Source organism: Curtobacterium sp. LFS079 (genome assembly GCF_047977865.1).
GTDB lineage: Bacteria > Actinomycetota > Actinomycetes > Actinomycetales > Micrococcaceae > Arthrobacter.
Genome location: NZ_JBFPFO010000005.1, coordinates 282064 through 306989 on the forward strand (window position 1 = coordinate 282064; position 24926 = coordinate 306989).

The 24926-nt window shown below is 65.3% G+C and carries 24 protein-coding genes and 4 tRNA genes; 16 read left to right on the forward strand and 12 right to left on the reverse strand.

Annotated elements, in window-relative coordinates; translation table 11 throughout:
• Positions 1-72: 72 nt before the first annotated feature.
• On the forward strand, positions 73-867 hold the full coding sequence (locus ACNQPB_RS11415) for an HNH endonuclease family protein (RefSeq protein ID WP_498751724.1): 795 nt from the start codon (positions 73-75) through the stop codon (positions 865-867).
• Between the two features lie 52 nt (positions 868-919).
• Here the strand turns inward: ACNQPB_RS11415 and ACNQPB_RS11420 are convergent, their stop codons facing one another.
• The 4 genes from ACNQPB_RS11420 to orn form a co-directional block, all read right to left on the reverse strand.
• On the reverse strand, positions 920-1750 hold the full coding sequence (locus ACNQPB_RS11420) for an acyltransferase domain-containing protein (protein ID WP_498751725.1): 831 nt from the start codon (positions 1748-1750) through the stop codon (positions 920-922).
• 56 nt (positions 1751-1806) lie between these two features.
• Positions 1807-2379 (reverse strand): peptide deformylase, encoded by a 573-nt coding sequence (def, locus tag ACNQPB_RS11425; protein WP_498751727.1) that lies wholly within the window; start codon positions 2377-2379, stop codon positions 1807-1809.
• 103 nt (positions 2380-2482) lie between these two features.
• Positions 2483-2555: transfer RNA gene (locus tag ACNQPB_RS11430), tRNA-His, on the reverse strand.
• A 129-nt stretch (positions 2556-2684) separates the two neighbouring features.
• Positions 2685-3311 (reverse strand): oligoribonuclease, encoded by a 627-nt coding sequence (orn, locus tag ACNQPB_RS11435; RefSeq protein WP_498751728.1) that lies wholly within the window; start codon positions 3309-3311, stop codon positions 2685-2687.
• Between the two features lie 152 nt (positions 3312-3463).
• On the opposite strand from orn, the gene mptB reads away from it, so the two are divergent.
• Complete coding sequence (gene mptB, locus ACNQPB_RS11440) at positions 3464-5017, forward strand: polyprenol phosphomannose-dependent alpha 1,6 mannosyltransferase MptB (RefSeq protein ID WP_498751730.1); 1554 nt, start codon at positions 3464-3466, stop codon at positions 5015-5017.
• Positions 5018-5027: 10 nt separating this feature from the next.
• Here mptB and ACNQPB_RS11445 read toward each other — a convergent pair whose 3' ends face one another.
• Complete coding sequence (locus ACNQPB_RS11445; protein ID WP_498751732.1) at positions 5028-5726, reverse strand: DNA alkylation repair protein; 699 nt, start codon at positions 5724-5726, stop codon at positions 5028-5030.
• Positions 5727-5749: 23 nt separating this feature from the next.
• Positions 5750-6367 (reverse strand): GNAT family N-acetyltransferase, encoded by a 618-nt coding sequence (locus tag ACNQPB_RS11450; protein ID WP_498751733.1) that lies wholly within the window; start codon positions 6365-6367, stop codon positions 5750-5752.
• A 159-nt stretch (positions 6368-6526) separates the two neighbouring features.
• Between ACNQPB_RS11450 and ACNQPB_RS11455 the strand changes: the two genes are divergently transcribed.
• The 4 genes from ACNQPB_RS11455 to ettA all read left to right on the forward strand — a co-directional run bounded on the left by ACNQPB_RS11455 (position 6527) and on the right by ettA (position 9881).
• Positions 6527-7027, forward strand: a complete 501-nt coding sequence (locus ACNQPB_RS11455) for an SRPBCC family protein (RefSeq protein ID WP_498751735.1) — start codon at positions 6527-6529, stop codon at positions 7025-7027.
• A 103-nt stretch (positions 7028-7130) separates the two neighbouring features.
• A tRNA-Arg gene (locus tag ACNQPB_RS11460) sits at positions 7131-7203 on the forward strand.
• Positions 7204-7421: 218 nt separating this feature from the next.
• The gene (locus ACNQPB_RS11465) at positions 7422-7997 is read left to right on the forward strand and encodes a single-stranded DNA-binding protein (RefSeq protein WP_498751737.1); all 576 of its coding nucleotides are present in this window, start codon (positions 7422-7424) and stop codon (positions 7995-7997) included.
• Positions 7998-8198: 201 nt separating this feature from the next.
• Positions 8199-9881 carry an energy-dependent translational throttle protein EttA gene (gene ettA / locus ACNQPB_RS11470; RefSeq protein ID WP_498751739.1) on the forward strand — a complete coding sequence of 561 codons (1683 nt, stop codon included), beginning with the start codon at positions 8199-8201 and terminating at the stop codon, positions 9879-9881.
• 65 nt (positions 9882-9946) lie between these two features.
• On the opposite strand, the gene ACNQPB_RS11475 is transcribed toward ettA, so the two are convergent.
• Positions 9947-10855 carry an acyl-CoA thioesterase gene (locus ACNQPB_RS11475; protein ID WP_498751741.1) on the reverse strand — a complete coding sequence of 303 codons (909 nt, stop codon included), beginning with the start codon at positions 10853-10855 and terminating at the stop codon, positions 9947-9949.
• A 228-nt stretch (positions 10856-11083) separates the two neighbouring features.
• On the opposite strand from ACNQPB_RS11475, the gene ACNQPB_RS11480 reads away from it, so the two are divergent.
• On the forward strand, positions 11084-11767 hold the full coding sequence (locus ACNQPB_RS11480) for a DUF8185 domain-containing protein (RefSeq protein ID WP_498751742.1): 684 nt from the start codon (positions 11084-11086) through the stop codon (positions 11765-11767).
• 16 nt (positions 11768-11783) lie between these two features.
• Here ACNQPB_RS11480 and ACNQPB_RS11485 read toward each other — a convergent pair whose 3' ends face one another.
• Positions 11784-12284, reverse strand: coding sequence for a globin (locus ACNQPB_RS11485; RefSeq protein ID WP_498751743.1), 501 nt, complete (start codon positions 12282-12284; stop codon positions 11784-11786).
• Positions 12277-12933, reverse strand: a complete 657-nt coding sequence (locus tag ACNQPB_RS11490) for a mechanosensitive ion channel family protein (protein ID WP_498751745.1) — start codon at positions 12931-12933, stop codon at positions 12277-12279. The genes ACNQPB_RS11485 and ACNQPB_RS11490 overlap by 8 nt, the downstream gene beginning before the upstream one ends.
• A gap of 103 nt (positions 12934-13036) precedes the next feature.
• Here ACNQPB_RS11490 and ACNQPB_RS11495 point away from each other — a divergent pair, with 103 nt between their 5' ends.
• Positions 13037-14026, forward strand: coding sequence for an NAD-dependent epimerase/dehydratase family protein (locus ACNQPB_RS11495; RefSeq protein WP_498751747.1), 990 nt, complete (start codon positions 13037-13039; stop codon positions 14024-14026).
• On the opposite strand, the gene ACNQPB_RS11500 is transcribed toward ACNQPB_RS11495, so the two are convergent.
• Both ACNQPB_RS11500 and pepN read right to left on the reverse strand, forming a co-directional pair.
• Positions 14007-14483 carry an OsmC family protein gene (locus ACNQPB_RS11500; protein ID WP_498751749.1) on the reverse strand — a complete coding sequence of 159 codons (477 nt, stop codon included), beginning with the start codon at positions 14481-14483 and terminating at the stop codon, positions 14007-14009. The two genes, ACNQPB_RS11495 and ACNQPB_RS11500, sit on opposite strands and share 20 nt — an antisense overlap.
• Before the next feature lie 100 nt (positions 14484-14583).
• Positions 14584-17145, reverse strand: coding sequence for an aminopeptidase N (gene pepN / locus ACNQPB_RS11505; protein ID WP_498751751.1), 2562 nt, complete (start codon positions 17143-17145; stop codon positions 14584-14586).
• Positions 17146-17283: 138 nt separating this feature from the next.
• On the opposite strand from pepN, the gene ACNQPB_RS11510 reads away from it, so the two are divergent.
• The 3 genes from ACNQPB_RS11510 (at position 17284) to ACNQPB_RS11520 (ending at position 19750) form a co-directional block, all read left to right on the forward strand.
• Positions 17284-18267 (forward strand): hypothetical protein, encoded by a 984-nt coding sequence (locus tag ACNQPB_RS11510; RefSeq protein ID WP_498751753.1) that lies wholly within the window; start codon positions 17284-17286, stop codon positions 18265-18267.
• A 113-nt stretch (positions 18268-18380) separates the two neighbouring features.
• A complete protein-coding gene (locus ACNQPB_RS11515; protein ID WP_498751755.1) occupies positions 18381-18863 on the forward strand; it encodes a ribose-5-phosphate isomerase in 483 nt (160 codons plus the stop codon).
• Positions 18863-19750 (forward strand): Fpg/Nei family DNA glycosylase, encoded by an 888-nt coding sequence (locus tag ACNQPB_RS11520; protein ID WP_498751757.1) that lies wholly within the window; start codon positions 18863-18865, stop codon positions 19748-19750. Before ACNQPB_RS11515 ends, ACNQPB_RS11520 begins: the two co-directional genes overlap by 1 nt.
• Positions 19751-20132: 382 nt before the next feature.
• On the opposite strand, the gene ACNQPB_RS11525 is transcribed toward ACNQPB_RS11520, so the two are convergent.
• Positions 20133-20206 (reverse strand) — tRNA-Gly (locus tag ACNQPB_RS11525).
• A gap of 135 nt (positions 20207-20341) precedes the next feature.
• Here ACNQPB_RS11525 and ACNQPB_RS11530 point away from each other — a divergent pair.
• From ACNQPB_RS11530 to clpX, 5 genes are all read left to right on the forward strand, one after another.
• Positions 20342-20416, forward strand: a tRNA-Pro gene (locus tag ACNQPB_RS11530).
• A 69-nt stretch (positions 20417-20485) separates the two neighbouring features.
• Positions 20486-21865, forward strand: a complete 1380-nt coding sequence (gene tig / locus ACNQPB_RS11535) for a trigger factor (protein WP_498751758.1) — start codon at positions 20486-20488, stop codon at positions 21863-21865.
• A gap of 243 nt (positions 21866-22108) precedes the next feature.
• Positions 22109-22720, forward strand: coding sequence for an ATP-dependent Clp protease proteolytic subunit (locus ACNQPB_RS11540; protein WP_120522031.1), 612 nt, complete (start codon positions 22109-22111; stop codon positions 22718-22720).
• Positions 22721-22757: 37 nt separating this feature from the next.
• Entirely contained in the window at positions 22758-23417 is a 660-nt protein-coding gene (locus ACNQPB_RS11545; RefSeq protein WP_074591379.1) for an ATP-dependent Clp protease proteolytic subunit, read from the forward strand.
• 180 nt (positions 23418-23597) lie between these two features.
• Positions 23598-24884: an ATP-dependent Clp protease ATP-binding subunit ClpX gene (gene clpX / locus ACNQPB_RS11550; RefSeq protein WP_498751759.1), complete on the forward strand. Its 1287-nt coding sequence runs from the start codon at positions 23598-23600 to the stop codon at positions 24882-24884.
• The last annotated feature ends 42 nt before the right edge of the window (positions 24885-24926 follow it).

Genomic DNA, 24926 nt, shown 5'->3' on the forward strand with positions numbered 1-24926 from the left:
TGGACCGCACCAATAATGTCTGCCGCCTGGCCTAGGCTCAAGGGATTGAAACCGCAGTGAAAGGACCTTCCCTTGAGTACCACCTGGACCGCCTTCCGGCGTGCCCGACGCCGATCCCGCCAAGCATGGGTCGCGCTGGCCTTAGTCCTGGCAGCCGCTGTGGGCGGCGCCGCGTGGTTCTTCAGCAGCGGCCAGTTTGCCGTGGCGGAAAACCCCGGTGGCGGTCCCGCGTCGGCCCCTGTGGTGGATTACCGCTGGATGAAGCCGGTCCGGTCGGTCAAAGCTGTTCCCAGCGGAACAGCGGCTGAGGTCCTCGAAACCCTTCCGGTCAAAGGACGAGCAGGCAAGGACGACTACGACCGCGCGGAGTTCGGCCAGGCCTGGCTGGATGTGGATCACAATGGCTGCGATACCCGCAACGACATCCTCCGCCGGGACCTTAGCGACGTGCAATTCAGCGACGGCTCCAAATGCAAGGTGGCCGGTGGCGGCCTTCTTGAGCCCTACGTCGGCAAAGCGGTCGAATTCCGGCGTGGACCCGAAAGCAGCAAAGCAGTCCAGATCGACCACGTGGTGGCATTGGGGGATGCGTGGCAGAAGGGCGCCAAAGACCTCACGCCGAATCAGCGCAGCACCTTCGCCAACGATCCTTTGAACCTGATTGCTGTCGACGGCCCGGCCAATGTGAAGAAGGGAGCCGGCGATGCCGCGACGTGGCTCCCTGCCAATAAGAACTTCCGCTGCCACTACGTTGCCCGGCAGATCTCGGTGAAGGCCGCCTACCGGCTTTGGGTCACCGCCGCCGAAAAGGACGCCATGAAGCGTGTGCTGGCCGGATGCCCCGGTCAGCAGACCATCCACCCCTGAACGCATCAGCCCGCCCGGCAGCAGACCGCCCGGCCGACGGCGAAAGTCCAGGCTAGGGTGCCGGCGGCAGCTCGAGGTGACCGTGCCCCAGCTGCCAGCTGCCGCCGTCGTCGATCCGCTCAAGCACCACCCGCTGCAGCGAGGTATCGCGGGGCAGTCGCCCGAGGTTCTCCATGTCGCGGGTCCGGAAGGTGAAGTAGACGGCGTCGCTGGCAGCGTCCGAGCAACGGTCCACCGTGAAGCGGCGGGCAAAGGAGACGATATTGCTCTCCGGGAGACGTTGAGCAAGGTAAGGGTCCAACATCCAGGAATCGCACGTGGCCAGCCGGACCGGCTTGTCCGGGAAGTGGCGGTCAAAGAACCGGCGCGCCAGGACCAGGCTCTCGTCCACCACAGCGGGGGAGAGGCCGCCGTCCTCGGGAATGTGCAGCCCGACGATCCATTCGCCTTCAGGTGCCGGTGACGTGCCGCCGCTGCTGCGCACCAGATGATATTGCAAGCGGCCAAGCCGGAACATGTTGCCGGCCATGTGCAGGGTGAGCCAGGCCCAGGTATCCAGGCCGAAACGGCCGTGGACGCGGCGGTTGATGGCCAGGTTCAGGCCGACGTCGGCAAGGATGGCGGCCGAAAACCCTGCCGGGATACCGAGCGAGCGGTGGTACGAGGCGGCGGCGGGGGCGAAGCGGAGGAGGGCTTCGATCCAGTCGCGCTCGGTGCAGCCGTCCGCCGCAGCCGGGCCGGAAGGGAAGGTGCCAAGCCGCGCCTCCAGCGCCGACAGGGCGGCCAAGACTTGTTTGCCCGGAGGGGTCGACAGGAGGGCCGCGCATTCGTGTGCGTCGTCGTCCCGGATGTCCAGGAGTTCAAACATTGCTGTGGTGTCCACGGCCAAGGTCCGATCGCTCGAAGTCGGGGCAGCTCATTGGGGGCGGTGCGGCCGGCTCAGTGCCCGAAGGGATCCGGGTCGACGCCGGGCATCCAGGTCAGGCCCGGGACGCCCCAGCCGTGCCGCTTGGCCTGCTTCATCGCCTTCTTCGAATAGCGGTCCACGAGCCGGTTCACGTAGAGCTTTCCGTCCAGGTGGTCGAATTCGTGCTGCATGACCCGGGCGAACCAGCCGGTGGCCACGAAATCAACCGGGTTTCCGTCGCCGTCGAATCCCTGAACGCGGGCCCATTCGGCGCGCTGCAAGGGGTAGTGTTCGCCGGGGAAGGAGAGGCAGCCTTCAATGTCCTCGTCCGGATCCGGCAGGGCGCCCGACACTTTGGACAGGGTCAGGACCGGGTTGACCACGACGCCCTCGTCCGGCGCGTCGTCGTCATTCGCGTACTTGAAAATGAAGAGCCGCTTGCCGACGCCTACCTGGGGCGCGGCCAAGCCGACGCCGTTCGCCGCTTCGTTGGTTTCGACCATGTCCGCAATCAGGGTGCGCAGCTCGTCGTCGAAGGCTTCGACTTCGCTGGCCCGGCGGTGCAGTACGGGCTCGCCCCAGATGGTGATGGGCAGGACGGTCATGGCGGCTTGTTCCTTGCTGCGTGACGGTAGCGGAAAAAACAAAGGCCGCACTGGAAACCAGTGCGGCCTTTGGCTGACCGGTACCAACTACCAGCCTTATGCGGGTGAGCGACGGGGGTTGAACCCGCGACCTCCTGGACCACAACCAGGCGCTCTGCCAACTGAGCTACGCCCACCATGTGCCTTGTGAGCAGCGGAATGACCCGCCCCCTGCGAAGGCAACGACAAAAACTATACCTCGTGTTTGGCGGCTGCAACGCCACTTTTTGCCGTTTCGAAGAAAATTCCAGGAAACGTAACGCAGATCACACTGCGGTGCTGTCTTCGACGCTTTCCGAGATGCGCTTGGAGACCTTCTGCGCCGTCGCGGTGTCCGGTCCGGGGGCGGGGACGAAGACGGCTTGGCGGTAGTAGCGCAGTTCGTCGATCGAATCCTTGATGTCGCCGAGCGCGCGGTGGCCGCCGTGCTTGGCGGGAGCCTGGAAGTAGGCCCGCGGGAACCAGCGGCGGGAAAGTTCCTTGATGGTGCTGACGTCGATCACCCGGTAGTGGAGGTGTTCGATGACATTGGGCATGTCGCGGGCCAGGAAAGTTCGGTCCGTGCCGACCGAGTTTCCGCCCAGCGGGGCTTTCTTCGGGTCCGGAACCCAGGCCTCGATGTACTCCAGGATGAGCGCTTCAGCCTCCGCCATCGTCTTGCCGTGGGGGAGTTCGTCAAGAAGCTTGGAGCGGGTATGCATGTCGCGGACGAAGTCGTTCATCTGCTCGAGTGCGGCGTCGTCTGGTTTGATGACAACATCCACACCCTCGCCCAGGATGTTCAGTTCCGAGTCGGTGACCAGTGCGGCCACTTCGATCAGTGCGTCTTTTTCAAGATCCAGGCCGGTCATTTCGCAGTCGATCCAGACGATGCGTTCATTAGTAATAGGCACCAGCCCAGCCTACAGTTCAGCCGCCCGGCGCCGCTCCGGTGATACGATTTCGAGCACGGCAGAGGCTGGATTCCGCCCTGCTTTGTTCCACGTCCGGACGGCCCGAGGCCGAGTCCGCGACCTGCTCGGCAAACGATTGGATATTTCTGACAATGACGGCGCCAGTACCTGCCGCCAGCAAGGACGACGGGAGTCCGTCGGACGCAGGAATGTTGGCGGAAGTGGACAACCCCCGCTCACCCCTGATTGCCGGCTTCATCGGGTCGATTTTCCTGGTCTTCGGGTCCCTGGGCGTTGGTTGGCTTGCACCCGTGTCTGAACTCCGCCGGCTGCCCCTGTTCATCTGGATGCGCACGGAGGCCGCCGGCGTCGGGCTGTCCATCGTGCTGCTGTCGGTCGGTGGAATGCTCCTGGTGCGGGCATGGCTCCGCCTGGGCCAGCGCGTGCGGGTTTGGGGTCCGGAAGCCCGCAAGGCGACGCTCCAGGCGATCCTCGCCTGGGGCCTGCCGATGATGTTCACCGTCCCACTCTTCAGCCGTGACGTTTATGCCTACATCGGCCAGGGCAGGCTGATGGTTGAAGGCATCAATCCCTACGAGAACGGCATCTCGGCCCTGCCGAATTACTTCCAGCTGGGCGCGGACAAGATGTGGACCGAAGCCCCCGTTCCCTATGGCCAGCTCTTCCTCTGGATCGAGCAGTTCGTGGTGTGGGTGACAAATGTCCAGCCGGAAGCCAGCATCATGCTCTTCAGGGTGGCGGCCGCGGTCGGGATCATGCTGTGCGTCATCTACGTTCCCAAGCTCGCCGAGCTCCACGGCGTCAACCCGCACCGTGCACTCTGGCTCACCGCCGCCAATCCGCTTTTCCTGACGAACTTCATCGCCAGTGTCCACAACGACGCCCTGATGATCGGCCTTGCCATCGCGGGACTCTATTACTGCGCCACACGCCGGGTGATCCTGGGCATCGTGCTCGTGACCCTGTCCATCTCGGTAAAGCCGATCACAGTGGTGTTCCTGCCGTTCATCGGCCTTCTGTGGGCAGGCAAGGGCGCCGGCTGGCCGCGCAAGTTCCTGTTCTGGGCGCTCACCGGGGGCCTGTCCCTCGCGATCCTCTACGCGCTGGGCGCCGTCAACGGCTTCGGCTTCGGGTGGATCAAGGGACTGTCTGCTCCGGGCAGTGTGTGGATCTGGTATGCCCCGGTGGGGCTGCTCGGCCTGATTGTCGCCTCGATTGTGAATGTGTTCGGCCTTGATGGCTGGGGCGTTGCCAAATGGGTGTACGACGCCGGCAAGGTCCTTGCGGTGGGAATTGTCGCCTGGCAGGTCTTCCGCGGCAGCCATGACCGGGTCATGCGCCGCCTGACGCTTGCGTTCGCGGCGATCGTGCTGCTGGCTCCCATGATCCAGTCCTGGTACGTCGTGTGGCTGATTCCGCTGTTCGCGGTGACAGGCATCCGGAACGACTGGCAGGTGAAGACCCTGTACTTCGTGGTCTCTTTCTTCATGGTCTACGCGATCTCCGACCAGCTGGAGGTCTTCCCGTACCTCCAGAGCGGGGACGTCGGCCTGGCCCTCGTGCTCGCCCGGAACGCGGCCGCCATCATCGCCCTGTTGTTCGCCCTCTACCTGATCTTCCTCGACCCCCGCACCAAGCACCTTTTCAGCCGCCGGGACCAGCCACTCAGCAATACCGTCATTTAGCGCCGCACGGTCATTTAGCGCCGCTGCCCGCCGGCAGGCGGCGCACGGCTTCACGGTAGGACAGCGGGCTCAGCCGCTCCTTGTGTTCGGCTGCGAACCCCGCGACCCAATCGGGATCGCTCTTGCTGTACTCCCGCAACGCCCACCCGATCGCCTTCCGGATGAAGAACTCTCGGTCGTCCAGGTTGGGCAGGATCACCGCGGCCAGCAGTGTCCTGTTGGTGCGGCCTTTGGCTCCCACCTGGGAAGTGATCGCCGCGCGCCTGACCCACATGTCGCCGTCGGCCGCCCAGTGCAGCATCAGTTCCGCCATGAAATCCGGATGGGAAAGCAGCAGGTCCCGGATCCGAGGCGAGACGCCGTCCACCAGATCCCACCAGGCGCCGCTGCGGATGAACTCCTCGTACACCGGCACCATTTGCAGATCGGCTGCAACCAGCCGCGCCGCGGTGAGATCGATCGCCGCATAGCGCTCCTCGCGGGCGCCGGCCTCGCGCCACAGCCGGAGCACGGCGTCGCGCAGATCGTTTCCGGAGGTGAAAGGGGATGCCTTTGCGGCGGCCTTCACGATCCTGCGGACCTCGGGAACGGGCACGCCGAGCGATGGCATGTCCGACTTCATGTAGGCCTGCGCCGAGCGGGCTCGTTCCGGATCGCCTGCGGCCTTGAGCGATGCCCGCAGGCCAGCGATGAGTTCCTGCTTGTGCATGGCACCACTGTAGGACGGAACGACTACTGCGCCGACGCTGCAGCGGGGGCCGTTTCCGGGCGCCGCAGCCGCATGACGGCCCTGCCGGGAACCGAAGTGGAGACGGCCTCGAAACCGGCGCGGCTGAAAAGGGACACCGTCCCGTGGTACAGGTCCGCGGACCCGGCCTTTGGCCGCAGGGATGGATCCACCGGGTAGCCTTCGACGATCCTGGCACCGTGCGCAAAGGCGTGCTCGACGGCGGCGGCCAGCAGATCGCCGGCGATGCCTCCGCGCCGGTGCCCGGGAGCGACGACGAAACAGCTGACCGACCACACCCCGTCGCCATCGGCGGCGGCCGGGCCAGCCGAGCGCAGGATCTGCGACCGTTCGATCCGGGGGTAGCAGTGCCTGGGTTCGACGGCGCACCAGCCCACGGGAACGCTGTCCCTGACCGCGATGACGCCGGGCTCGGGGCCGGCGTCGAAGGCCGCCTTCAATTGCCCGCGAAGGCCCTCGGCGGGAGTCTCATTCCACTCTTTGCCCGGGATCGAAAACCACCGGCACCAGCACCGGCCTGGTTCTCCCTTGCCGCTGAACAGCTTGTCCACTTCGGCCCATTGGGCGGGCCGGGTCAGGATTTTTGCGGAGTTCTGCTCCATGGCACGGAGTCTAGCCCGGGGTTGCGGACAGTTGCAGTCCTTGACTTGCCCGCTCCGGCAACGGATGCTCCGATCAATGCCATCACGGTTGATCCGGCACTACGACCGCCGGGCGTGCAGGACTGCCGTCCGCCTTGGGAAAACATTGGAGCAAGCACCATGACCACGAATGATCCGGCCAAGCAGGGCCCGCAGTTTGTTTATGCCACCTATATCAAGGCCACGCCGGATCAGCTGTGGCAGGCCCTGACCGACCCGTCCTTGACCGAACGCTACTGGGGTGTGGCCCTCAGATCGGATTGGCAGCAGGATTCCACGATTACCTGGGAAGTCGCAGGTGTAACGATCGCGGATCCCGAGCAAGTCGTCCTGGTCGCAGAAGAACCCCGCAGGCTCGCGTTCACCTGGCACACAATCACACCGGAATTCGGGGCTGCGGTCGGCTCCGCGGACGATGAGCTTGCGGCGATGGCTGCCGAAGGACGTTCCAAGGTGGACTTCGAGATTGAACCGCTTGCTGACATGGTCAAACTGACCGTAATCCATTCGGGATTCGAAGAGGGCAGCACGGTCCTGGCCGGGGTCACCGACGGCTGGCCGGACGTCCTTTCGAGCCTCAAGACGCTGCTGGAAACCGGCGAACCGTTGGCCTTTTCCTAGGAGCGCCGCACCCTTCCCGGCTCCTTCCACGGCTGCGGGCAACCGGAGTCCGTGCGCAAGGTAAACTCGTGGTGTCGCCGCCGGGATGGACCGGCAGGCGCCCGCCTCGGTAGCTCAGAGGATAGAGCAGGAGCCTTCTAATCTCTTGGTCGGGGGTTCGATTCCCTCCCGGGGCGCTTTCGTGATGCAGCGGGACATCCCCGGCACCCCCGGTCTTCGGACCGGGGGTGTTTCTGTTGTGCGCACCATTGCTTGGATCCAGCCGCCTACTGCTCCTCCACAGCCTGATTTTCAGTGGAGTATCCACATACGCGCAGCGGGGCCTGCCGGCAGCGCGGCGCCGGCGTGATGCTGGGAGAGCCGGACAGGCAAGCCAACCACGTTAGGACGCATCATGAACGACATCATCACTGTCCGCGGCTTCGTTGCCTCGGACGTCAAGAGTTCCACTACGCCGGGTGGCATTGCCACCGCCTCCTTCAGGATCGGGTCCACCGAGCGGCGCTTCGACCGCGCCAACAACGTATGGATCGACGGAAACACCAACTGGTTCACAGTCCAAAGCTTCAGGCACCTGGCGGGGCACGTCGGATGCAGCATCAAGAAGGGCCAGCGTGTCATCGTCCTCGGTAAACTCAGGCTGCGCCAATGGGAACGGGACGGACGCATCTACCACGTGGCAGAAATCGACGCAGAGTCTGTAGGGCACGACCTCATGTGGGGTTCGGCGAACTTCACGAGGATGGCAAGCAACTCGGCCCAGCAGGCACCGCAAGGCGATTCGGGCCAGACTGGTGAGAGCCCGTGGCCGGAAGGCGGCAGTGAGAGCGAGTCGTCCCTTCCGGAGGACAACGAAGAAGGCGACGGCGGTGATCGCGGGCCTAACCTGGAAGTCCTCCCGGAAGACGACGGCGGCGAGGCCGCGCTCGTGGACACCGCGACGGGAGAGCTCCTGGACGCCTCCGCGTGAGCCGGCGCCCGGGGCGCCCCGGCACGGCGGACCCACCGGCGCCGGGGTACCGGGAGGCGGCCCGGTCCGTCCGGCGGAACAGCCGGGCGATGCGCGGGACGATCCGACGGATGCGCGATGCGTCGTGGGGGCGGCCGCCCGGTCGTACCGGGCTTGGCTCCGAATGTGAGATCTGCCTTGCCACCCATTAGATTTAAGGGCATGGCGGAATTCATTTACACAATGACCAAGGCTCGAAAGGCCGTTGGTGACAAACTTATCTTGGACGATGTCAGCATGTCGTTCTTCCCCGGTGCGAAGATCGGCGTTGTCGGCCCGAACGGTGCCGGTAAGTCCACAATCCTCAAGATCATGGCAGGGCTCGACACCCCGTCCAACGGTGAGGCCCGCCTCAGCCCTGGCTATTCCGTGGGCATCCTCCTGCAGGAGCCGCCCCTGAACGAAGAAAAGACTGTCCTGGGCAACGTCCAGGAAGGTGTCGGCGAGATCTACGGCAAGATCCAGCGCTTCAACGAAATCTCGGAAGAGATGGCCAATCCCGACGCGGATTACGACACCCTGCTCAACGAGATGGGCAAGCTCCAGGAAGCCATTGACGCCGCCGACGCATGGGACATCGACTCCCAGCTCGAGCAGGCCATGGACGCGCTGCGCTGCCCGCCGGGCGACTCCGACGTCACGGTGCTTTCCGGAGGTGAGCGTCGCCGCGTGGCCCTCTGCAAGCTTCTGCTGCAGAAGCCGGACCTGCTGCTGCTCGACGAACCGACCAACCACCTCGACGCCGAAAGCGTGCTCTGGCTCGAACAGCACCTTTCCAGCTACCCCGGTGCTGTCCTCGCCATCACCCACGACCGCTACTTCCTCGACCACGTCGCGGAATGGATCTGTGAAGTGGACCGTGGCCGGCTGTACCCATACGAAGGCAACTACTCCACCTACTTGGAGAAGAAGCGCGCCCGCTTGGAGATCCAGGGCAAGAAGGACGCCAAGCAGGCCAAGCGCCTCAGCGAGGAACTTGAGTGGGTCCGCTCCAACGCCAAGGGCCGCCAGACCAAGTCCAAGGCCCGTCTGGCCCGCTACGAGGAAATGGCGGCGGAGGCCGAGCGCACCCGCAAGCTGGACTTCGAAGAGATCCAGATCCCGCCGGGACCGCGTCTCGGCAGCATGGTCATCGAAGCCACCGACCTCAAGAAGGGTTTCGACGACCGCGTCCTGATCGAGGACCTGTCCTTCTCCCTGCCCCGCAACGGCATCGTGGGCGTCATCGGCCCCAACGGCGTAGGCAAGTCCACCCTCTTCAAGACGATCGTCGGCCTGGAACCGCTCGACGGCGGCAACCTGAAGATTGGTGACTCGGTCAAGATCTCCTACGTCGACCAGTCCCGTGGCGGCATCGACCCCAACAAGACCCTGTGGGAGGTCGTCTCCGACGGCCTGGACCACATCCAGGTGGGCCAGGTGGAAATGCCTTCGCGGGCCTACGTTTCGGCGTTCGGCTTCAAGGGCCCGGACCAGCAGAAGAAAGCCGGTGTGCTCTCCGGTGGTGAGCGTAACCGCCTGAACCTGGCCCTGACCCTCAAGCAGGGTGGCAACCTGCTGCTCCTTGACGAACCCACCAACGACCTCGACGTCGAAACCCTGAGCAGCCTCGAAAACGCGCTGCTCGACTTCCCGGGATGCGCCGTGGTCGTTTCCCACGACCGTTGGTTCCTGGACCGCGTGGCAACGCACATCCTCGCCTACGAAGGTGATGACGAGAACCCCTCCAAGTGGTACTGGTTCGAAGGTAACTTCGAGTCGTATGAGGAGAACAAGATTGAACGGCTCGGCCCGGACGCCGCCAAGCCGCACCGGGTCACACACCGCAAACTGACCCGCGACTAACAGCGCCGAACAAACGGAAGGCCGGCCCCTACGGGCCGGCCTTCCGTTTGCTCGTGAACACGGGCCTACTCCGGGAGCCTGACCATGCCCTCCTGCGCCACGGTGGCCACGTGCTCGCCGTCGCGGCTGAAGATCTTCCCGGTGGACAGGCCGCGCGCACCTTGTGCGCTCGGCGATTCCTGGACATAGAGCAGCCATTCATCCACACGGGCCGGCCGGTGCCACCACATGGCGTGGTCGAGGCTCGCCACGCTCATCCCGGGCGTCATCCAGCTCAGCCCGTTCCGGCGCAGGATAGGTTCCAGGATGGTGTAATCACTCGCGAAAGCGAGGGCGGCCCGGTGGAAGTCGGGGTCGTCGGGCATGGGTCCCAAGGTCTTCATCCAGACGGCATTCCTGTCCACGTGCTCCTTGGGAGGCTCCACATACAGGGCGGAGTCGACGTGCCGCACGTCGAAGGGCCGTTCGAAGGACATATGGCGGGCCATTGGATGGTCATATTTTTGCAGCAGGTCCGCGGTGCTCGGCAGGCTCTCCGGGTCCGGGATGCCCTCGGGTATGGCGGACTGGTGGTCAACGCCTCCGGCTTCGGTCTGGAAGGACGCGATCATGGAAAGGATCGGCTGTCCGTTCTGGTAGGCGTGCACGCGGCGTGCAGAGAAGGACCGGCCGTCGCGCAGGCGCTGCACACCGAAAGTGATCGGCTGGTTTGCATCGCCCGGGCGCAGGAAGTATCCGTGCATCGAGTGGACCACACGGTCGTCGTCCACTGTCCGCATTCCAGCAATGAGGGATTGTGCCAGCACCTGCCCGCCGAACACGCGGTGGCGGGGCTGCTTTTGCGAGGGCCCCAGAAAGATGTCCTCGTCCGTCCGGGCACCGTCAAAGTCGGCCAGGGACAGCAGTTCGATGAGGGTGGCGGTGGGGTCCTCCGGGACGGCCTGATCCACCAGGCCGGCGTGCGCGTCAGTCATGGTTCGACTCTAGTCCCCACCGGCTCCCAAATCCCGCTCCGCGAGATTCGGGCCCCTCGCCGGTGTGGGCCCACCCACCGGCTCCCAAATCCCGCTCCGCGAGATTCGGGCCCCTCGCCGGTGTGGGCCCACCCACCGGCTCCCAAATCCCGCTCCGCGCCCTTCAGCCACCGGCTCCCAAATCCCGCTCCGCGACTCAACAGCGGACATGCCGGTAGAGTCAATGCTGTGGCTGATGTATTGACCCGTTCCCTCCGCTTCGCCGATCCCCGGGATCTGGCGGACCTGCGCACCTATGTCACGCGTGCCAAGAGCATTGAAGACGGCTCGGTCCGCCTGCAGGCTGCGGGCACCGTCCTCGCCGCCTATGTGTGCGTCCTCCGTCCGAGGACCCTCGGCGACGCGACCCCCACCATTCTCGGCCTTCGTACCAGTACCCTCGCCGAAGAGGCAGAAGCCGACGTGACAGTCACGCTCGCCTCCGTGCTTGACCGGCTCGCACGCTCCGGCGCGGACGACGTCGAACTGTCGCTGCCGCCGTCGACTGTTTCGGAATCCTGGGCAGGAGTCGGGGCGCCGCGGGGCGGCTGGGAGCCGCTGGGAGAAGTGTCCGACGCCGAACTGAACTCCGTTGCCGAGGCGGGCATTGCGGAGGTGGCCGGGGTGGTCCCCGACCAGGCCGGGGCGCACATGGTTGCCGCCGCCCGGGCGTCGGTGTGGGGCCGCGAGATGCCCGGACACCAGGGTGTACCCGCCGGCGCGGCTTTCGCCGCGTTCGCCCTCGGCTTCCTGGGCGACGGTGAACACCGGTTGTTCCGCAACGGGCGCTGGTACCGGCTCAGTGGAAGCCGCGGCCACATCCTGATCCGTGTCGGTGCAGGGCTCGGACTGAGCGTCGGCCCCACCCGCTAGGCCAGGAAACCCAGCCTCAGGGCTGCGCGGGCGAGGGGCTGTTCACCATGGTGAGCGCGGCCCGCTCCATGTAGTCCCACAAGGTTCCTTCATACAAGGCCGGGAGCTGGAGGGCATCCACGGCCGCCCGCATGTGGAACAGCCAGCGGTCCTTCGCCTCCGGCGTCACCCGGAACGGCATGTGGCGCATCCGCAGGCGGGGGTGCCCGCGCTCCTGGCTGTACGTCGTCGGACCGCCCCAATACTGCTCCAGGAACATCAGGAACCGCCGCTTCGCCGGGCCGAGGTCCTCCTCCGGATACATCGGACGCAGCAGCGGGTCCCCGGCCACGCCGTCGTAGAAGACGTCGATCAGCTTCACGAAGGTTTCGTGCCCGCCGACGGCGTCATAGAAGCTGTCAGTGTAGGCGGGCTGACTGAAGGGGTCGTTGCGCATCAGCTGCGGACGGTCGCCGGCCTGGGGTGCTGGCCCGGCAGGGATTCCGGGGGATTGCTGCCCGTTTGCCGTGTCACTCACTGGATCTCTCCTCCGCGGTACCGCCGCTGCCGTTGTTCTTGTCTTCAGCCGGGACGTAATCGCCCTGGGACCGGTTGCCCACACGCAGGATCTCCCCGTTGCGCAGGTACCAGATGGCGCCGTCTTCAGCGCGGAGCCGGGTAATCCTCAGCCCCACGGATTCCACCGTACCAACCACCTCGGCGGTGACGATCACGTCGCCGATCCCGTACTGGTCTTCGATGGTGATGAAGATCCCCGCAAGGAAATCGCGGATGAGCTGCTGTGCGCCGAAACCGATCACCACGCCGAGGATTCCAACACTCGTCAGCAGGGGAGCGATGTCCACGTTGAGGAACTTGAGCACGTAAATGATTACGATGCCCGCGACCACCACGCTCAACAGACTTGTCAGCAGCGAGCCGATGGTGTGGGCGCGCTGGGAACGCCGCTCGTGGTCCAAAGCCCGGAATGCCGGCTGCACCCACTTGAAGGGCGCGTTCCGGAAGAAGCTGCTGCCTTCGGCGACTCTCCTTGTGATGCGCAGGATGATGAACCGCAGCGCGATCCAAATGACGACGCCTACACCAAGAGTCAGGAGTATCGCCCCTAGGTCAATCTTCGCGGCTTCCTCGGCTGCATCCTGGATCGTGGGGGTGCTTGCGTTCATCGGCAGGGCTGCTCCTCAAAGGATCTCATGGTGCGTCCGGAAGCTGTTCGCCGGGCGCTGAACACTCTGTCCGTCGTCAACCCTATCGCCGTAGCGTGGCGGCATGCGCATCCTGATCCTTGGTGGCACCGCGTTCCTTTCCGCCGAAATCGTCCGCCAGGCCCTCGACGCCGGACACGACGTCACGTGCCTGGCGCGCGGCACTGCCGCGGAACCGCCGCCAGGCGTCCGCTGGATCCGTGCGGACCGGGCCGCGGGGCCTGGCGCCTATGCCGGGCTCGACGGCGTGTGGGACGCCGCCGTCGACGTCTCCCGGGATCCGGCGGAGGTCCGCCCTGCCCTTGGGGCGCTGGCCGAACGGACCGGCCACTGGACCTTCGTTTCCAGCTGCTCCGTGTACGCCCGCCACGACCAGCCCGGCGCCGACGAAACGGCGGAGCTGCTTCAGCCGCTGCCACCGGACCAAGAGGCCGCACGGGAGACGTACGGCGAAGCCAAGGCCGCGATCGAAAACCTCGTCCTGGAGGCTGCACGGGAGAGGGCCCACATTGTCCGTGCGGGGCTCATCGGCGGCCCGGGGGACAGCAGCGACCGCTACGGCTACTGGCCGGCCCGTCTTGCGGCCGGCGGGGATGCGGTGCTTGTGCCGGACATCTTCGGAGACCCGGTCCAGGTCATCGACGTCCGTGACCTCGCCGCATGGATCCTGTTGGCGGCCGCACGGGGGCTGGCAGGCACGTTCAATGCCGTCGGCGAGGCGGCTTCCTTCGGTGAGTACATCCGGGAATGCCGGGAGCTGGCGGGCACGAACCCGGAGGGCGTCACCGCCGCGCCCGCTTGGCTGGAGGCGCAAGGAGTTCAACCGTGGTCGGGGGAGGATTCGCTGCCGCTGTGGCTTCCGCCGGGGCACGAAGGTTTCATGGCGCGGTCCAACGCCGCGGGCATCGCTCAGGGCATGCGCCTGCGTCCCTGGCAGGACACGCTGCGGGACACCTTGGCCGACGAACGTGCCAGGGGTTTGCGGCGGCCCCGGAAGGCCGGACTGACCACCGAGCGCGAAAAAGAGCTGCTGGCTAACCTTCGGCCCTCGTGACCGGTTCGTGGTGCACGGGGAAGTTCACGCTCCGTGCGATGAAGCAAAGCTGGTTTGCCTTGTGGTGGAGTTCGGCCATCAGCGGCAGGTGGTCTTCGCTGGCCACAGTCACCTGCGGTTTGAGTGTCACGCTTTCGAACTGCCCGCTTCCGTCCCGGTTGCTCCGCATCAATCCCTCGGCCTCATCGACATAGCCGGTCACCACCACACCATTCATGACCGCCACGTGCAGGAAGGAGAGCATGTGGCACTGCGAGAGAGCCGCGAGAAGCAGTTGTTCCGGGTTGTAGCGGGCGGGGTCGCCGCGGAAGGTGGGATCCGAAGAACCCTTGAGTACCGGGAGGCCGGGGATTTCGACGTCGTGGTCGCGTGAGTAGGCCCGGTAACCCGCGGTGCCTTCGCCGAGGTTTCCGGTCCAACGGACGGTGAGGGCGTAGCGGTGTTCATCCAGGCTCATGGGCACAGTCTAAACGTGGGCAGAGTCCAAACGTGGGCACAGTCCAAGCCGCTGCGCCTCCCGCCCGGCCGGGCAGGAGGCGCAGCGAAGTCCGGGGAGCCTAGACGTCGGCCGCCCGGGCGCGCAGGGCGCGGGCCACGCCGTCGCGGTTCTCCAGCATCATGCGGCGCAGCGCCGCGCTTTCGTCCGGCAGCGAGGCGAGGAACGCATCGGTCCGGTCCACCGTGTCCTGGGTGGTCAGCTGGGCCGGGTACAGGCCGACGATGATCTGCTGGGCCAGTGCGTGCGTCCGCTTGGCGAAGATCTCCGGGACCGCTTCGAAGTACTTCTCCGCGAACGGTTCCAGCAGGCCGGTGTCCAGGACCCGGGTGAAGCCGGCGACGGCCGAACCCTGCAGGGCGTTCGAAAGCTCGCCCGTGACCACGATTTTTTCCCAGGCCGCAGCCTTTGCCTCGGGTGTCGGCAATGCGGCCGCTGCCAGCGCTGCGGCGTTCTGGCCGTTGGAGGTGTGGTCGCGCTCGAGCTCGGAATCGATACGGGCCTGGTCCGCGCGGCCGCCGACCACGAGGGATGTGAGCAGTTCCCAGCGCAGGTCCTGGTCCAGGGTGAGGCCGGGCAGGGAACGCGTCCCCTCCAGCAAAGCCTGGATCGTGTCCAGCTGGCTTCCACTCCGGGCGAGCAGTGCGAAGGACTTCACGAACTGCAGTTGCGCGTCCGAGCCGGCGGCCACGGAGGACGCCAGTTCCCAGAGCCTGTCGGCGGCGGCCTCGGCCGTGGCGTCCTTATGCTCCTCGGCAACGTAGAAGTTAAGGGTCGTGGCAAGCTGCCGCAGCTGGACGAGGATCACCGAGGAATCGGTCTCCGAGGCGATGTTGGCAAGGATGAGCTCCACGTAGCCACGGGCCGGCGTCTCGCCATCACGGGCGGCGTCCCACGCCGATCCCCACACCAGGGTGCGCGGCAGGCTTGAGGCGAAATCCTTCAGGTGCGCCTTCGCGCTTGCCAGGGATACGGGATCGAGACGGACCTTGGCGTAGGCGAGGTCGTCGTCGTTGAGCAGGATCAACGCCGGCCGCGTCTTCCCGAGCAGTGCCGGGACCTCAGTGGCGGGGCCGTCGACGTCGAGTTCCTCGCGGTGCACCCGCTCGAGCTTGCCTGCCTCGGAGAGCTCGTAGAAGCCGACGGCGAGGCGGTGCGGCCGCAGCACCGGCTGATCGGCGATGGCCGTCTGGCGGATCGTGAACGAGGTGATGACGCCGTCGCCGTCCACGTCGATCTCGGAGGAGAGGGTATTGACGCCCGCCGTTTCGAGCCAGAGCTTGCCCCACTGGTCCAGTTCGCGGCCGCTGGCGGCCTCGAGTTCCACCATGAGGTCGGACAGTTCGGTGTTCTTCCAGGCGTGCTTCCTGAAGTATTCGCGGACACCTGCCATGAACTGCTCCGGACCCACCCAGGCCACCAACTGGCGGAGCACCGAGGCGCCTTTGGCGTAGGTGATGCCGTCGAAGTTGACTTCAACGTCCTGCAGGTCGTTGATCTCGGCGAAGATCGGGTGGGTGGTGGGCAGCTGGTCCTGTCGGTACGCCCAGGACTTCTCCACCGAGGCGAAGGTGGTCCAGGCATGGTCGAAGGCGGTGTTCTCGACGGCGGCCAGGTGGGACATGTACTCGGCGAAGGATTCGTTGAGCCAGAGGTCGTTCCACCACCGCATCGTCACCAGGTCGCCGAACCACATGTGGGCCAGTTCATGCAGGACCGTGATGGCGCGGCGTTCCACCTGCGCTTCGGCCACCTTTCCGCGGAAGACGTAACCTTCCAGGATGGTCACGGCGCCGGCGTTCTCCATGGCGCCGGCGTTGAATTCCGGGACGAACAGCTGGTCGTACTTCTCGAACGGGTAGGGGAAGCCGAACTGGGCCTCGAAGAACTCGAAGCCCTGGCGGGTCAGTTCGAAGATGTTCTCCGCGTCGAGGTACTGCATGAGGGACTTGCGGGCGAAGACGCCGAGCGGGACAACGCGGCCGTCGGCGCTGGTGACTTCGCTGCGCACTGACTGGTACGGGCCGGCGATCAGCGCCGTGACGTAGGAGGACAGCCGCGGAGTGGGTGCGAAGGTCCAGACCGAACGGGCCTCTCCGTTGTCCCCGGGTGCGGTCTCCACCGGTACGGGCGTGGGCGAGTTGGAGATGACGTCCCAGTGGGAGGGGGCGGTGATGGTGAAGGTGAAGGTGGCCTTCAGGTCCGGCTGTTCGAAGACGGCGAACATCCGCCGGGAGTCCGGCACCTCGAACTGCGTGTAGAGGTAGACCTCGCCGTCCACCGGGTCCACGAAGCGGTGCAGGCCTTCGCCGGTGTTCATGTAGGGGGCGTCGGCCACCACGGTGAGCTCGTTCTCGGCCGCGAGGTCCGGCAGCTGGATGCGCACGCCGTCGGACACTTCTGCCGGGTCCAGTTCCCTGCCGTTCAGGGTGACGCTGTGCACCTTGTCCGTGATGGCATCGATGAACGTGGACGATCCGGCTGTGGCGGTGAACTTCACGACCGTGGTCGATCCGAAGACCGTCCCGCCCTTCGTCAGGTCGAGTGTGACGTCATAGGACTCGACGGCGAGCAGTTCCGCGCGTTCCGCGGCTTCGGCGCGGGTGAGGTTCAGGCCTGGCAAGGGGTGCCTCCAAGAAGTGGTGTGCAGAGAAGCCGGACGGGCTCAACCGGCTCCGGCGCTGTGAAGCCATTCTTTCAGTTCCTTCCCGCTTGGCAAGGCGCATCACAAAGTGTCGCCGCCCCGGAGTAGCTTTAAGCCATGGGCAAGCTGCGCGATTCTCTCGATTTCCGGGCACTGCGCTTTGCAGTGGCGTTCCCCCTCCTCCTCGCCGCAGCTTTCGTTGTCTGCGCACTCATGCTCCGGCCGGACCTTCCGGATCCCCTCGCGGTGACCTGGAACGCCGACGGCGGCAGCAGCTTTGCGCCCTTTGCCGCCTATGTGGCGGGCGGGGCTTCCCTGATGGTCCTGGCGGGATGGCTCGTGTTCATCCAGGCGGTGCCGATTTCCCGGCCGGCCATCATGCGGCGGCTCATGATGGGACTCGGCCTGATGGTGAGCCTGTTCATCACTGCCGTGCTCGCCGCCGGACTGGTAGGCCAGGCCGGGCTGGCGGACGCCCGAAGTTCCCACGTCGACGCCACCGTCCTTGCCCTTGGGGCGGGCGCAGCACTGTCACTGGGGGTAGTGATGGTCTTCGCCTTCAAACCCGATCCGCGGTGGACGCGGGAAGATGACGCCGCCCTCGAAGCCGAACGCATCCTCCGGGAAGACCCCGGGCTGGCCGATGATTCCTTGAAACTTTGGGTCCACGCCCGCAGTTCCGTGTTTGTCATGATCTGCGTGGCCGCGGTGTTTCCGGCGATGCTGATTTCCGTGGCCGTGCCGTGGCTCGGCGCCCTGCTGTTCGGGGTCGCTATCCTTGGCGCCTGCTTCCTCTTCGTCCGTGTCAAAGCGGACCGTGGCGGCCTCGAAGTGTTCCTTGCCGGGGTGCTGCGGATTCTGAGGGTTCCGGCGGTGGACATCGCCGCCGCCACGCCCGCGGAAGTCAAGGCCGCGGACTTCGGCGGCTGGGGCTTCCGGCACCACGGCGGCGCGACTGCGATGCTCGTCAGCAGCGGGCCCGCCGTCGTCGTGCGGCAACTCAACGGGCGGCAGGTGGCCCTCAGCGCGGGCAGCCTGGCGAGTGCGGACCGGCTTGCCGGGCTGCTGAACAGGGTGGCTGACCGGGCACACGGGCAATAAGCACCGCGACTCAAAGCGCATCGGTGGCGGGGTCCTAGTACCCTAGAACCGCATCCCCTCACCGCCGTGGCCCGGCCCATGCCGTTCCGCGCCCCAGATCGAACGGACTTCCAGTGACCACACCCCGCGTCCACATTGCCACGGATCATGCCGGCATGGAGCTCAGCGCCCACCTTGTCAGCCACCTCACGGCCAAGGGCTACGAGGTTGTTGACCACGGCCCCAAGGAATACGACGCCCTGGACGACTACCCCTCCTTCTGCATCAACGCCGCCCGCGCCGTTGTGGCGGACCAGGAAGCCGGCGTCCACGCCCTTGGCATCGTCCTGGGCGGATCCGGAAACGGCGAGCAGATCGCCGCCAACAAGGTAACGGGTGTGCGCGCAGCCCTGGCCTGGAACGAATCCACGGCCAAGCTCGCCCGCGAACACAACGATGCCAACGTCGTTGCCGTCGGCGGCCGTCAGCACAGCGTGGAGGAAGCCACCAAGCTGATCGAATTCTTCCTCGAGGAGCCCTTCAGCAACGACGAGCGGCACGTGCGCCGTATCGGCAAGATCGCCACGTACGAAACCACCGGCGAAATCGTCGAATAGTGCCGGAAGGGCATTCCGTCCACCGGCTGGCACGCCAGTTCCAGGACGTCTTCGGCGGCAGTGCCCTGCGGGTTACCAGCCCGCAGGGCCGCTTCGCCGCCGGCGCGGCCCTCCTTGACGGCCAGCGCATGCTTGAGGCCACGGCGCACGGGAAGCAACTCTTCCTGCGTTTCGACAACGGGCTGTACCTGCATGTCCACCTCGGCCTCTACGGGGCGTGGGATTTCGGCGGCGACGAAACCTTCCGCGGCGCCTCGAGCATCGGGGCACCCCGCCGGATCGGCGAACGGGAGTCCGGTCCCGCCGGCGACGACGGAAGCTACACCGGGCCGCCGGAACCCGTGGGTGCGGTGCGGGTCCGGCTTGTCTCAGAGCACGGCTGGGCCGACCTGCGGGGTGCCAGTACCTGCGCGGCCCTTACCGGCGAGGAGGCCCGGACCGCGCGGGCGAAGCTGGGCCCGGACCCGCTGCACCTGGTCCCGGGGGACCGGGAGGAATTCATTGCGCGGCTGCTGCGCCGCAAGGCCGCGGTCGGCCTTCTGCTCATGGACCAGTCCGTGCTGGCCGGCGTCGGCAACATCTACCGGGCCGAGGTCCTGTTCCGGCAGGGCATTGATCCGTGGACCCCGGGAATCACGCTCGGCATGGAGGCGGCCGGTCTCCTGTGGGACGACACCGTCGCCGCAATGTCCGACGGCGTCCGGGACGGCCGGATCATCACGACGCCCGCCGCGCTGTGGAGCGGGGGAGAAGCAGGACCGCTCGACGGCGAAGCCCACTATGTCTACCAGCGTGCCGGGCAGGACTGCCGCCGCTGCGGCACAGCGGTGGCACTCACCGAGATCGCTGCCCGCAAGCTCTACTGGTGCCCCGGCTGCCAGGACTGAGGCAGTATGCCGGGCCAGTTATCCACAGGCAACCGATCTCCGATCGCGGCACCTGTACCCGCGATTCCAGGCTGGGCAGATGATCATTATCTGGCGAGCCTACCGGGGCTGCCGGCACCTCAGTCGTTTGGCGAAGCCCGCGCGCAGTCCGAAGAGCAACTTGCCCTTGAAGGAGCGCAGGCCCGCCCGGCTTATTTCAACAGGCACACCTTTTTCTTCGTCCCCATGCAACATCTGAGGCTGCTCCTCGGAGCCGCGGCGCTGATGGCGGTGATTTCCGGACTGGTCACCCGCTGAAGCCGGTTGATTCCGGCACCCGACGTACTCGGGAAGGAAGCCGCAAACACGAAAGGGCCCCTCGCGAGGGGCCCTTTCGTATTTCTGGAGGGGACGACGGGAATCGAACCCGCGTAATCAGTTTGGAAGACTGAGGCTCTACCATTGAGCTACGTCCCCGGAGTAGTGCAGGATTGACGTATCCATGCAATTCCCGGCGGCTGTTCAAGCCGGATCTAACTTAACCCAATTCAGGTGCCAAGTGTCAAATGTGCAAACTGGCGATTCTTGGCCGTAGACTGTCCTGTGCACTCACGGGGTGTAGCTCAGCTTGGCTAGAGCGCCTGCTTTGGGAGCAGGAAGTCGCAGGTTCAAATCCTGTCACCCCGACTCTGTGAGCCTGTTCCGATCCGGGAACGCGGCAGAAACCCATCCCACAAAACCAGGAGTACTTAGACTGTGAAGAGCGCTGTCGAGAACCTCACCGCAACGCGGGTCAAGCTCAATGTTGAGGTTCCCTTTGAAGAACTGAAGCCGAGCATCGATGCCGCTTACAAGACCGTTGCTTCGCAGATCCAGGTTCCCGGATTCCGCAAGGGCAAGGTTCCGTCCAAGCTCATCGACCAGCGCGTTGGCCGCGGCTACGTCCTGGAGACGGCCATCAACGATGGCCTCAACGGTTGGTACCAGGCCGCCGTGCAGGAAACCGGCGTCCGCCCGCTGAGCCGTCCCGAGGTTGAGATCACCGAGGTTCCGGACCCCTCCTCCACCGATGGCGAACTGAAGTTCCAGGTCGAGATCGACGTCCGCCCCGAGGTTGAACTCCCGGATTACGCCGGCATCAAGGTTGAGGTTGCCGCTGCCGAGTCTTCCGACGCCGACGTCGACAAGGCCCTCGACGAACTCCGCGGCCGCTTCGGCACGCTGAAGTCCGTTGACCGCCCGGCCAAGAACGATGACTTCCTGACCATCGACATCACCGCCCTCGTCGATGGCGCCGAGGTCGACTCCGCTTCGGGCCTGTCCTACCAGGTCGGCGCCGGCACCATGCTCGAAGGCCTGGACGAGGCCGTTTCCGGCCTGTCCGCCGAAGAAGAGGCAATCTTCGACACCACGCTGGTCGGCGGCGAGCACGCCGGCGAGGCCGCACAGGTAAAAGTCGTCGTCAAGGCCGTCAAGGAGCGCGAGCTGCCGGAAGCCAACGATGACTTCGCCCAGCTGGCTTCCGAGTTCGACACCCTTGCCGAACTGCGTGAGGACCTCGCCAAGCAGGCAGCCGAGTCCAAGGTTGTCGGCCAGGGCGTCGAAGCCCGCGACAAGGTCCTGGACAAGCTCGTTGAGCTGATCGAGGTTCCCGTTCCGGACTCCGTCATCGAAGAACAGCTGGAACAGCACTTCAACCCGGAGAACTCCCACGGAGAAGGCGAGCACGACACCGAAGAGCACCGCGAAGAGGTCAAGGCCAACACCGCCCGCGCCTTCCAGAACGAGATCATCCTCGACGCCATCGCCGACAAGGAAGAGGTCGGCGTCAGCCAGAACGAGCTGATCGACTACATTGTCAGCACCGCCGGCCAGTACGGCATGGACCCGAACCAGTTCGCCCAGATCATCGACCAGAGCGGCCAGGTTCCCATGATGGTTTCCGAGGTCCGCCGCCGCAAGGCACTGGCCGTCGTCCTGGGCCAGGCCGAGGTTGTCGACACCGAAGGCAACAAGGTCGACCTGAGCGACTTCGTCCGCCCTGCGGGTGAAGCTGCCGAGGCTCCCGCTCCCGAAGAGGCCGAGGAAGCCGTAGCGACCGTCCCCAGCGACGACCCTGCAGCAGTGAAGTTCTAATCAGGCTTCAGCACACCCCCGGATCTGCCGATCCGGGGGTGTGCTTTTTAAGCCGGTTTACTGCGGAATGCTGCCCCGCACGGCAGTCGTGCGCCGTCAGCGAACAGTGCGATTCCGGAGAACAAAACGGCTGCGAAACCGGTTAGTGTCCAAGTAGTGAAGATCAGGGATGGCAACTTCAGCAACGGCCCTGTCACCAGCGAGAGGTAAGTACTTATGTCACAGCATGCAGAGGCGCCCCGGATGGCAACAGTCGATCCGGCAGCCCAGGACAACTACATCTACAACCGCCTGCTGAAAGAGCGCATCATCTGGCTCGGTTCCGAAGTCCGTGACGAGAACGCCAACGCGATCTGCTCCCAGCTTCTCCTGCTCTCCGCCGAGGACCCGGAAAAGGACATCTACCTCTACATCAACTCCCCGGGTGGTTCGGTGACTGCGGGCATGGCCATCTACGACACCATGCAGTTCATCCCGAACGACGTCGTCACCGTGGCCACCGGCCTGGCTGCCTCCATGGGCCAGTTCCTGCTTTCCTCGGGCACGAAGGGCAAGCGCTACGCCACCCCCAACGCCCGCATCCTGATGCACCAGCCTTCGGGCGGCATCGGTGGCACCGCCTCGGACATTAAGATCCAGGCCGAGCTCATCCTGCACATGAAGAAGGTCATGGCGGAGCTGACCGCGGACCAGACCGGCCAGACCGTGGAGACCATCCTCAAGGACAACGACCGCGACAAGTGGTTCACCGCCACCGAGGCACTCGAGTACGGCTTCTTCGACAAGATTTCCGCCCACGCTGGATCCGTGGCTGGTGGAGGCGGAACCCAGAACGCCTCCAACTCCGAGAAGTAACCGGCAGCAAGACCCACTGAAAACCAGGAGCAATGAAATGAACTACAACTTCGGATGGTCTGCCGGCAACCTCCCATCCAGCCGCTACGTCCTCCCGCAGTTCGAGGAGCGCACGCCTTACGGTTTCAAGCGCCAGGATCCCTACACGAAGCTCTTCGAGGACCGCATTATCTTCCTCGGCGTGCAGGTGGACGACGCTTCGGCCGATGACATCATGGCCCAGTTGCTGGTCCTCGAGTCCACGGACCCGGATCGCGACATCACCCTGTACATCAACTCGCCGGGCGGTTCGTTCACGGCCATGACCGCGATCTACGACACCATGCAGTACATCCGCCCGGAGATCCAGACCGTGTGCCTGGGCCAGGCAGCCAGCGCGGCGGCAGTCCTGCTCGCGGCCGGCACGCCCGGCAAGCGCCTCGCCTTGCCGAACGCCCGTGTGCTGATCCACCAGCCGGCCCTGTCCGGCGGCCAGGGTGGCCAGGCTTCGGACCTTGAGATCCAGGCGGCCGAGGTCATGCGCATGCGGACCTGGCTGGAAGACACCTTGGCCCACCACTCGGGCCGGACGTCCGAACAGGTCAACAACGACATCGAACGCGACAAGATCCTCACCGCCGCGGAGGCGCAGGACTACGGCCTGATCGACCAGGTCCTCGACTCGCGGAAGATCAAGCCGCAGGCAATCGCCCGCTAGCCAGGCAACACCAGGACGCCGGTGTGGTCCAAGGAAATATGGACCGCACCGGCGTCCTGTTTCAACCCAAGCAGCCCATTGTGTCTTACAGTGGAAGTTGTCATGGCAGCGCCCGCTGTGGCTCCTCACGCAGGAGCAGGGCAGCGAGGTTCCGCCCGCAAGAAACGAAGGGATTCCCACATGGCCCGGATTGGCGAGAGCACGGATCTGCTGAAGTGTTCTTTCTGTGGAAAGAGCCAGAAGCAGGTGCGCAAGCTGATTGCCGGGCCCGGCGTCTACATTTGTGACGAGTGCATCGAACTCTGCAACGAGATCATCGAAGAAGAACTCGCCGAAGTGTCGGATCTGGGCAGCTTCGAACTGCCCAAGCCCCGGGAGATCTTCGACTTCCTGCAGGAATACGTCATCGGCCAGGAACCCGCCAAGCGGTCGCTCGCCGTCGCGGTCTACAACCACTACAAGCGCATCCAGGCCGGGCATGCCCCCAAGGGCGGGCTCGGCGAAGGCGGCCACCACGAAGACGTGGAGATCGCCAAGTCCAACATCCTGCTGATCGGCCCCACGGGCTGCGGCAAGACCTACCTTGCGCAGACGCTGGCCCGGCGGTTGAACGTGCCCTTCGCCGTCGCCGATGCCACCGCCCTCACGGAGGCCGGCTACGTCGGCGAGGACGTGGAGAACATCCTCCTCAAGCTCATCCAGGCCGCGGACTACGACGTCAAGAAGGCCGAACAGGGCATCATCTACATCGACGAGATCGACAAGATCTCCCGCAAGAGCGAAAACCCCTCCATCACGCGGGACGTGTCCGGCGAGGGCGTGCAGCAGGCCCTGCTGAAGATCCTCGAAGGCACGGTGGCGTCCGTGCCGCCGCAGGGCGGGCGAAAGCACCCGCACCAGGAATTCATCCAGATCGACACCACAAATGTGCTCTTCATTGTTGCGGGCGCTTTCGCCGGTCTCGAAGACATCATCGGGTCCCGCTCCGGACGCAAAGGCATCGGCTTCGGTGCCCCGTTGAACGAGGTCAAGGACAACGTCGACAGCTACGGCGAGGTCATGCCGGAGGATCTGCTCAAGTTCGGCCTGATCCCGGAATTCATCGGTCGCCTGCCTGTGATCACCACGGTGTCCAACCTTGACCGGGCGGCTCTGATCCAGATCCTTTCCAAGCCGAAGAACGCCCTGATCAAGCAGTACCAGAAGATGTTCCAGCTGGACGGCGTCGAACTGCTGTTCGACGACGAGGCCCTGGACGCGATCGCCGACCAGGCTTTGGAGCGGGGCACCGGCGCCCGCGGCCTGCGTGCGATCATGGAGGAAGTCCTGCTGCCGGTCATGTTCGACCTGCCCAGCCGGGACGACATCGCCAGTGTGGTCATCACCGCGGACGCAGTTGCCAAGAAGGCAGCCCCAACCATGATCGCCCACGAAGTGGTAGCGAAGCGCCGGAATAAGTCCGCCTGAGCCGCGGTTCGCATCAACGGAGCCGCTGCCCGTCCGGGCGGC

Bases quoted from the DNA above. Each gene is read 5' to 3' on its own strand.
- ACNQPB_RS11445 (WP_498751732.1), bottom strand. From the start codon at position 5,726: ATGCACAAGCAGGAACTCATCGCTGGCCTGCGGGCATCGCTCAAGGCC.
- ACNQPB_RS11510 (WP_498751753.1), top strand. From the start codon at position 17,284: ATGGGCAAGCTGCGCGATTCTCTCGATTTCCGGGCACTGCGCTTTGCA.
- def (WP_498751727.1), bottom strand. From the start codon at position 2,379: ATGACCGTCCTGCCCATCACCATCTGGGGCGAGCCCGTACTGCACCGC.
- ettA (WP_498751739.1), top strand. From the start codon at position 8,199: ATGGCGGAATTCATTTACACAATGACCAAGGCTCGAAAGGCCGTTGGT.
- ACNQPB_RS11495 (WP_498751747.1), top strand. From the start codon at position 13,037: ATGCGCATCCTGATCCTTGGTGGCACCGCGTTCCTTTCCGCCGAAATC.
- clpX (WP_498751759.1), top strand. From the start codon at position 23,598: ATGGCCCGGATTGGCGAGAGCACGGATCTGCTGAAGTGTTCTTTCTGT.
- ACNQPB_RS11540 (WP_120522031.1), top strand. From the start codon at position 22,109: ATGGCAACAGTCGATCCGGCAGCCCAGGACAACTACATCTACAACCGC.
- ACNQPB_RS11500 (WP_498751749.1), bottom strand. From the start codon at position 14,483: ATGAGCCTGGATGAACACCGCTACGCCCTCACCGTCCGTTGGACCGGA.
- ACNQPB_RS11490 (WP_498751745.1), bottom strand. From the start codon at position 12,933: ATGAACGCAAGCACCCCCACGATCCAGGATGCAGCCGAGGAAGCCGCG.
- ACNQPB_RS11450 (WP_498751733.1), bottom strand. From the start codon at position 6,367: ATGGAGCAGAACTCCGCAAAAATCCTGACCCGGCCCGCCCAATGGGCC.
- ACNQPB_RS11475 (WP_498751741.1), bottom strand. From the start codon at position 10,855: ATGACTGACGCGCACGCCGGCCTGGTGGATCAGGCCGTCCCGGAGGAC.
- mptB (WP_498751730.1), top strand. From the start codon at position 3,464: ATGACGGCGCCAGTACCTGCCGCCAGCAAGGACGACGGGAGTCCGTCG.
- ACNQPB_RS11455 (WP_498751735.1), top strand. From the start codon at position 6,527: ATGACCACGAATGATCCGGCCAAGCAGGGCCCGCAGTTTGTTTATGCC.
- ACNQPB_RS11545 (WP_074591379.1), top strand. From the start codon at position 22,758: ATGAACTACAACTTCGGATGGTCTGCCGGCAACCTCCCATCCAGCCGC.
- ACNQPB_RS11465 (WP_498751737.1), top strand. From the start codon at position 7,422: ATGAACGACATCATCACTGTCCGCGGCTTCGTTGCCTCGGACGTCAAG.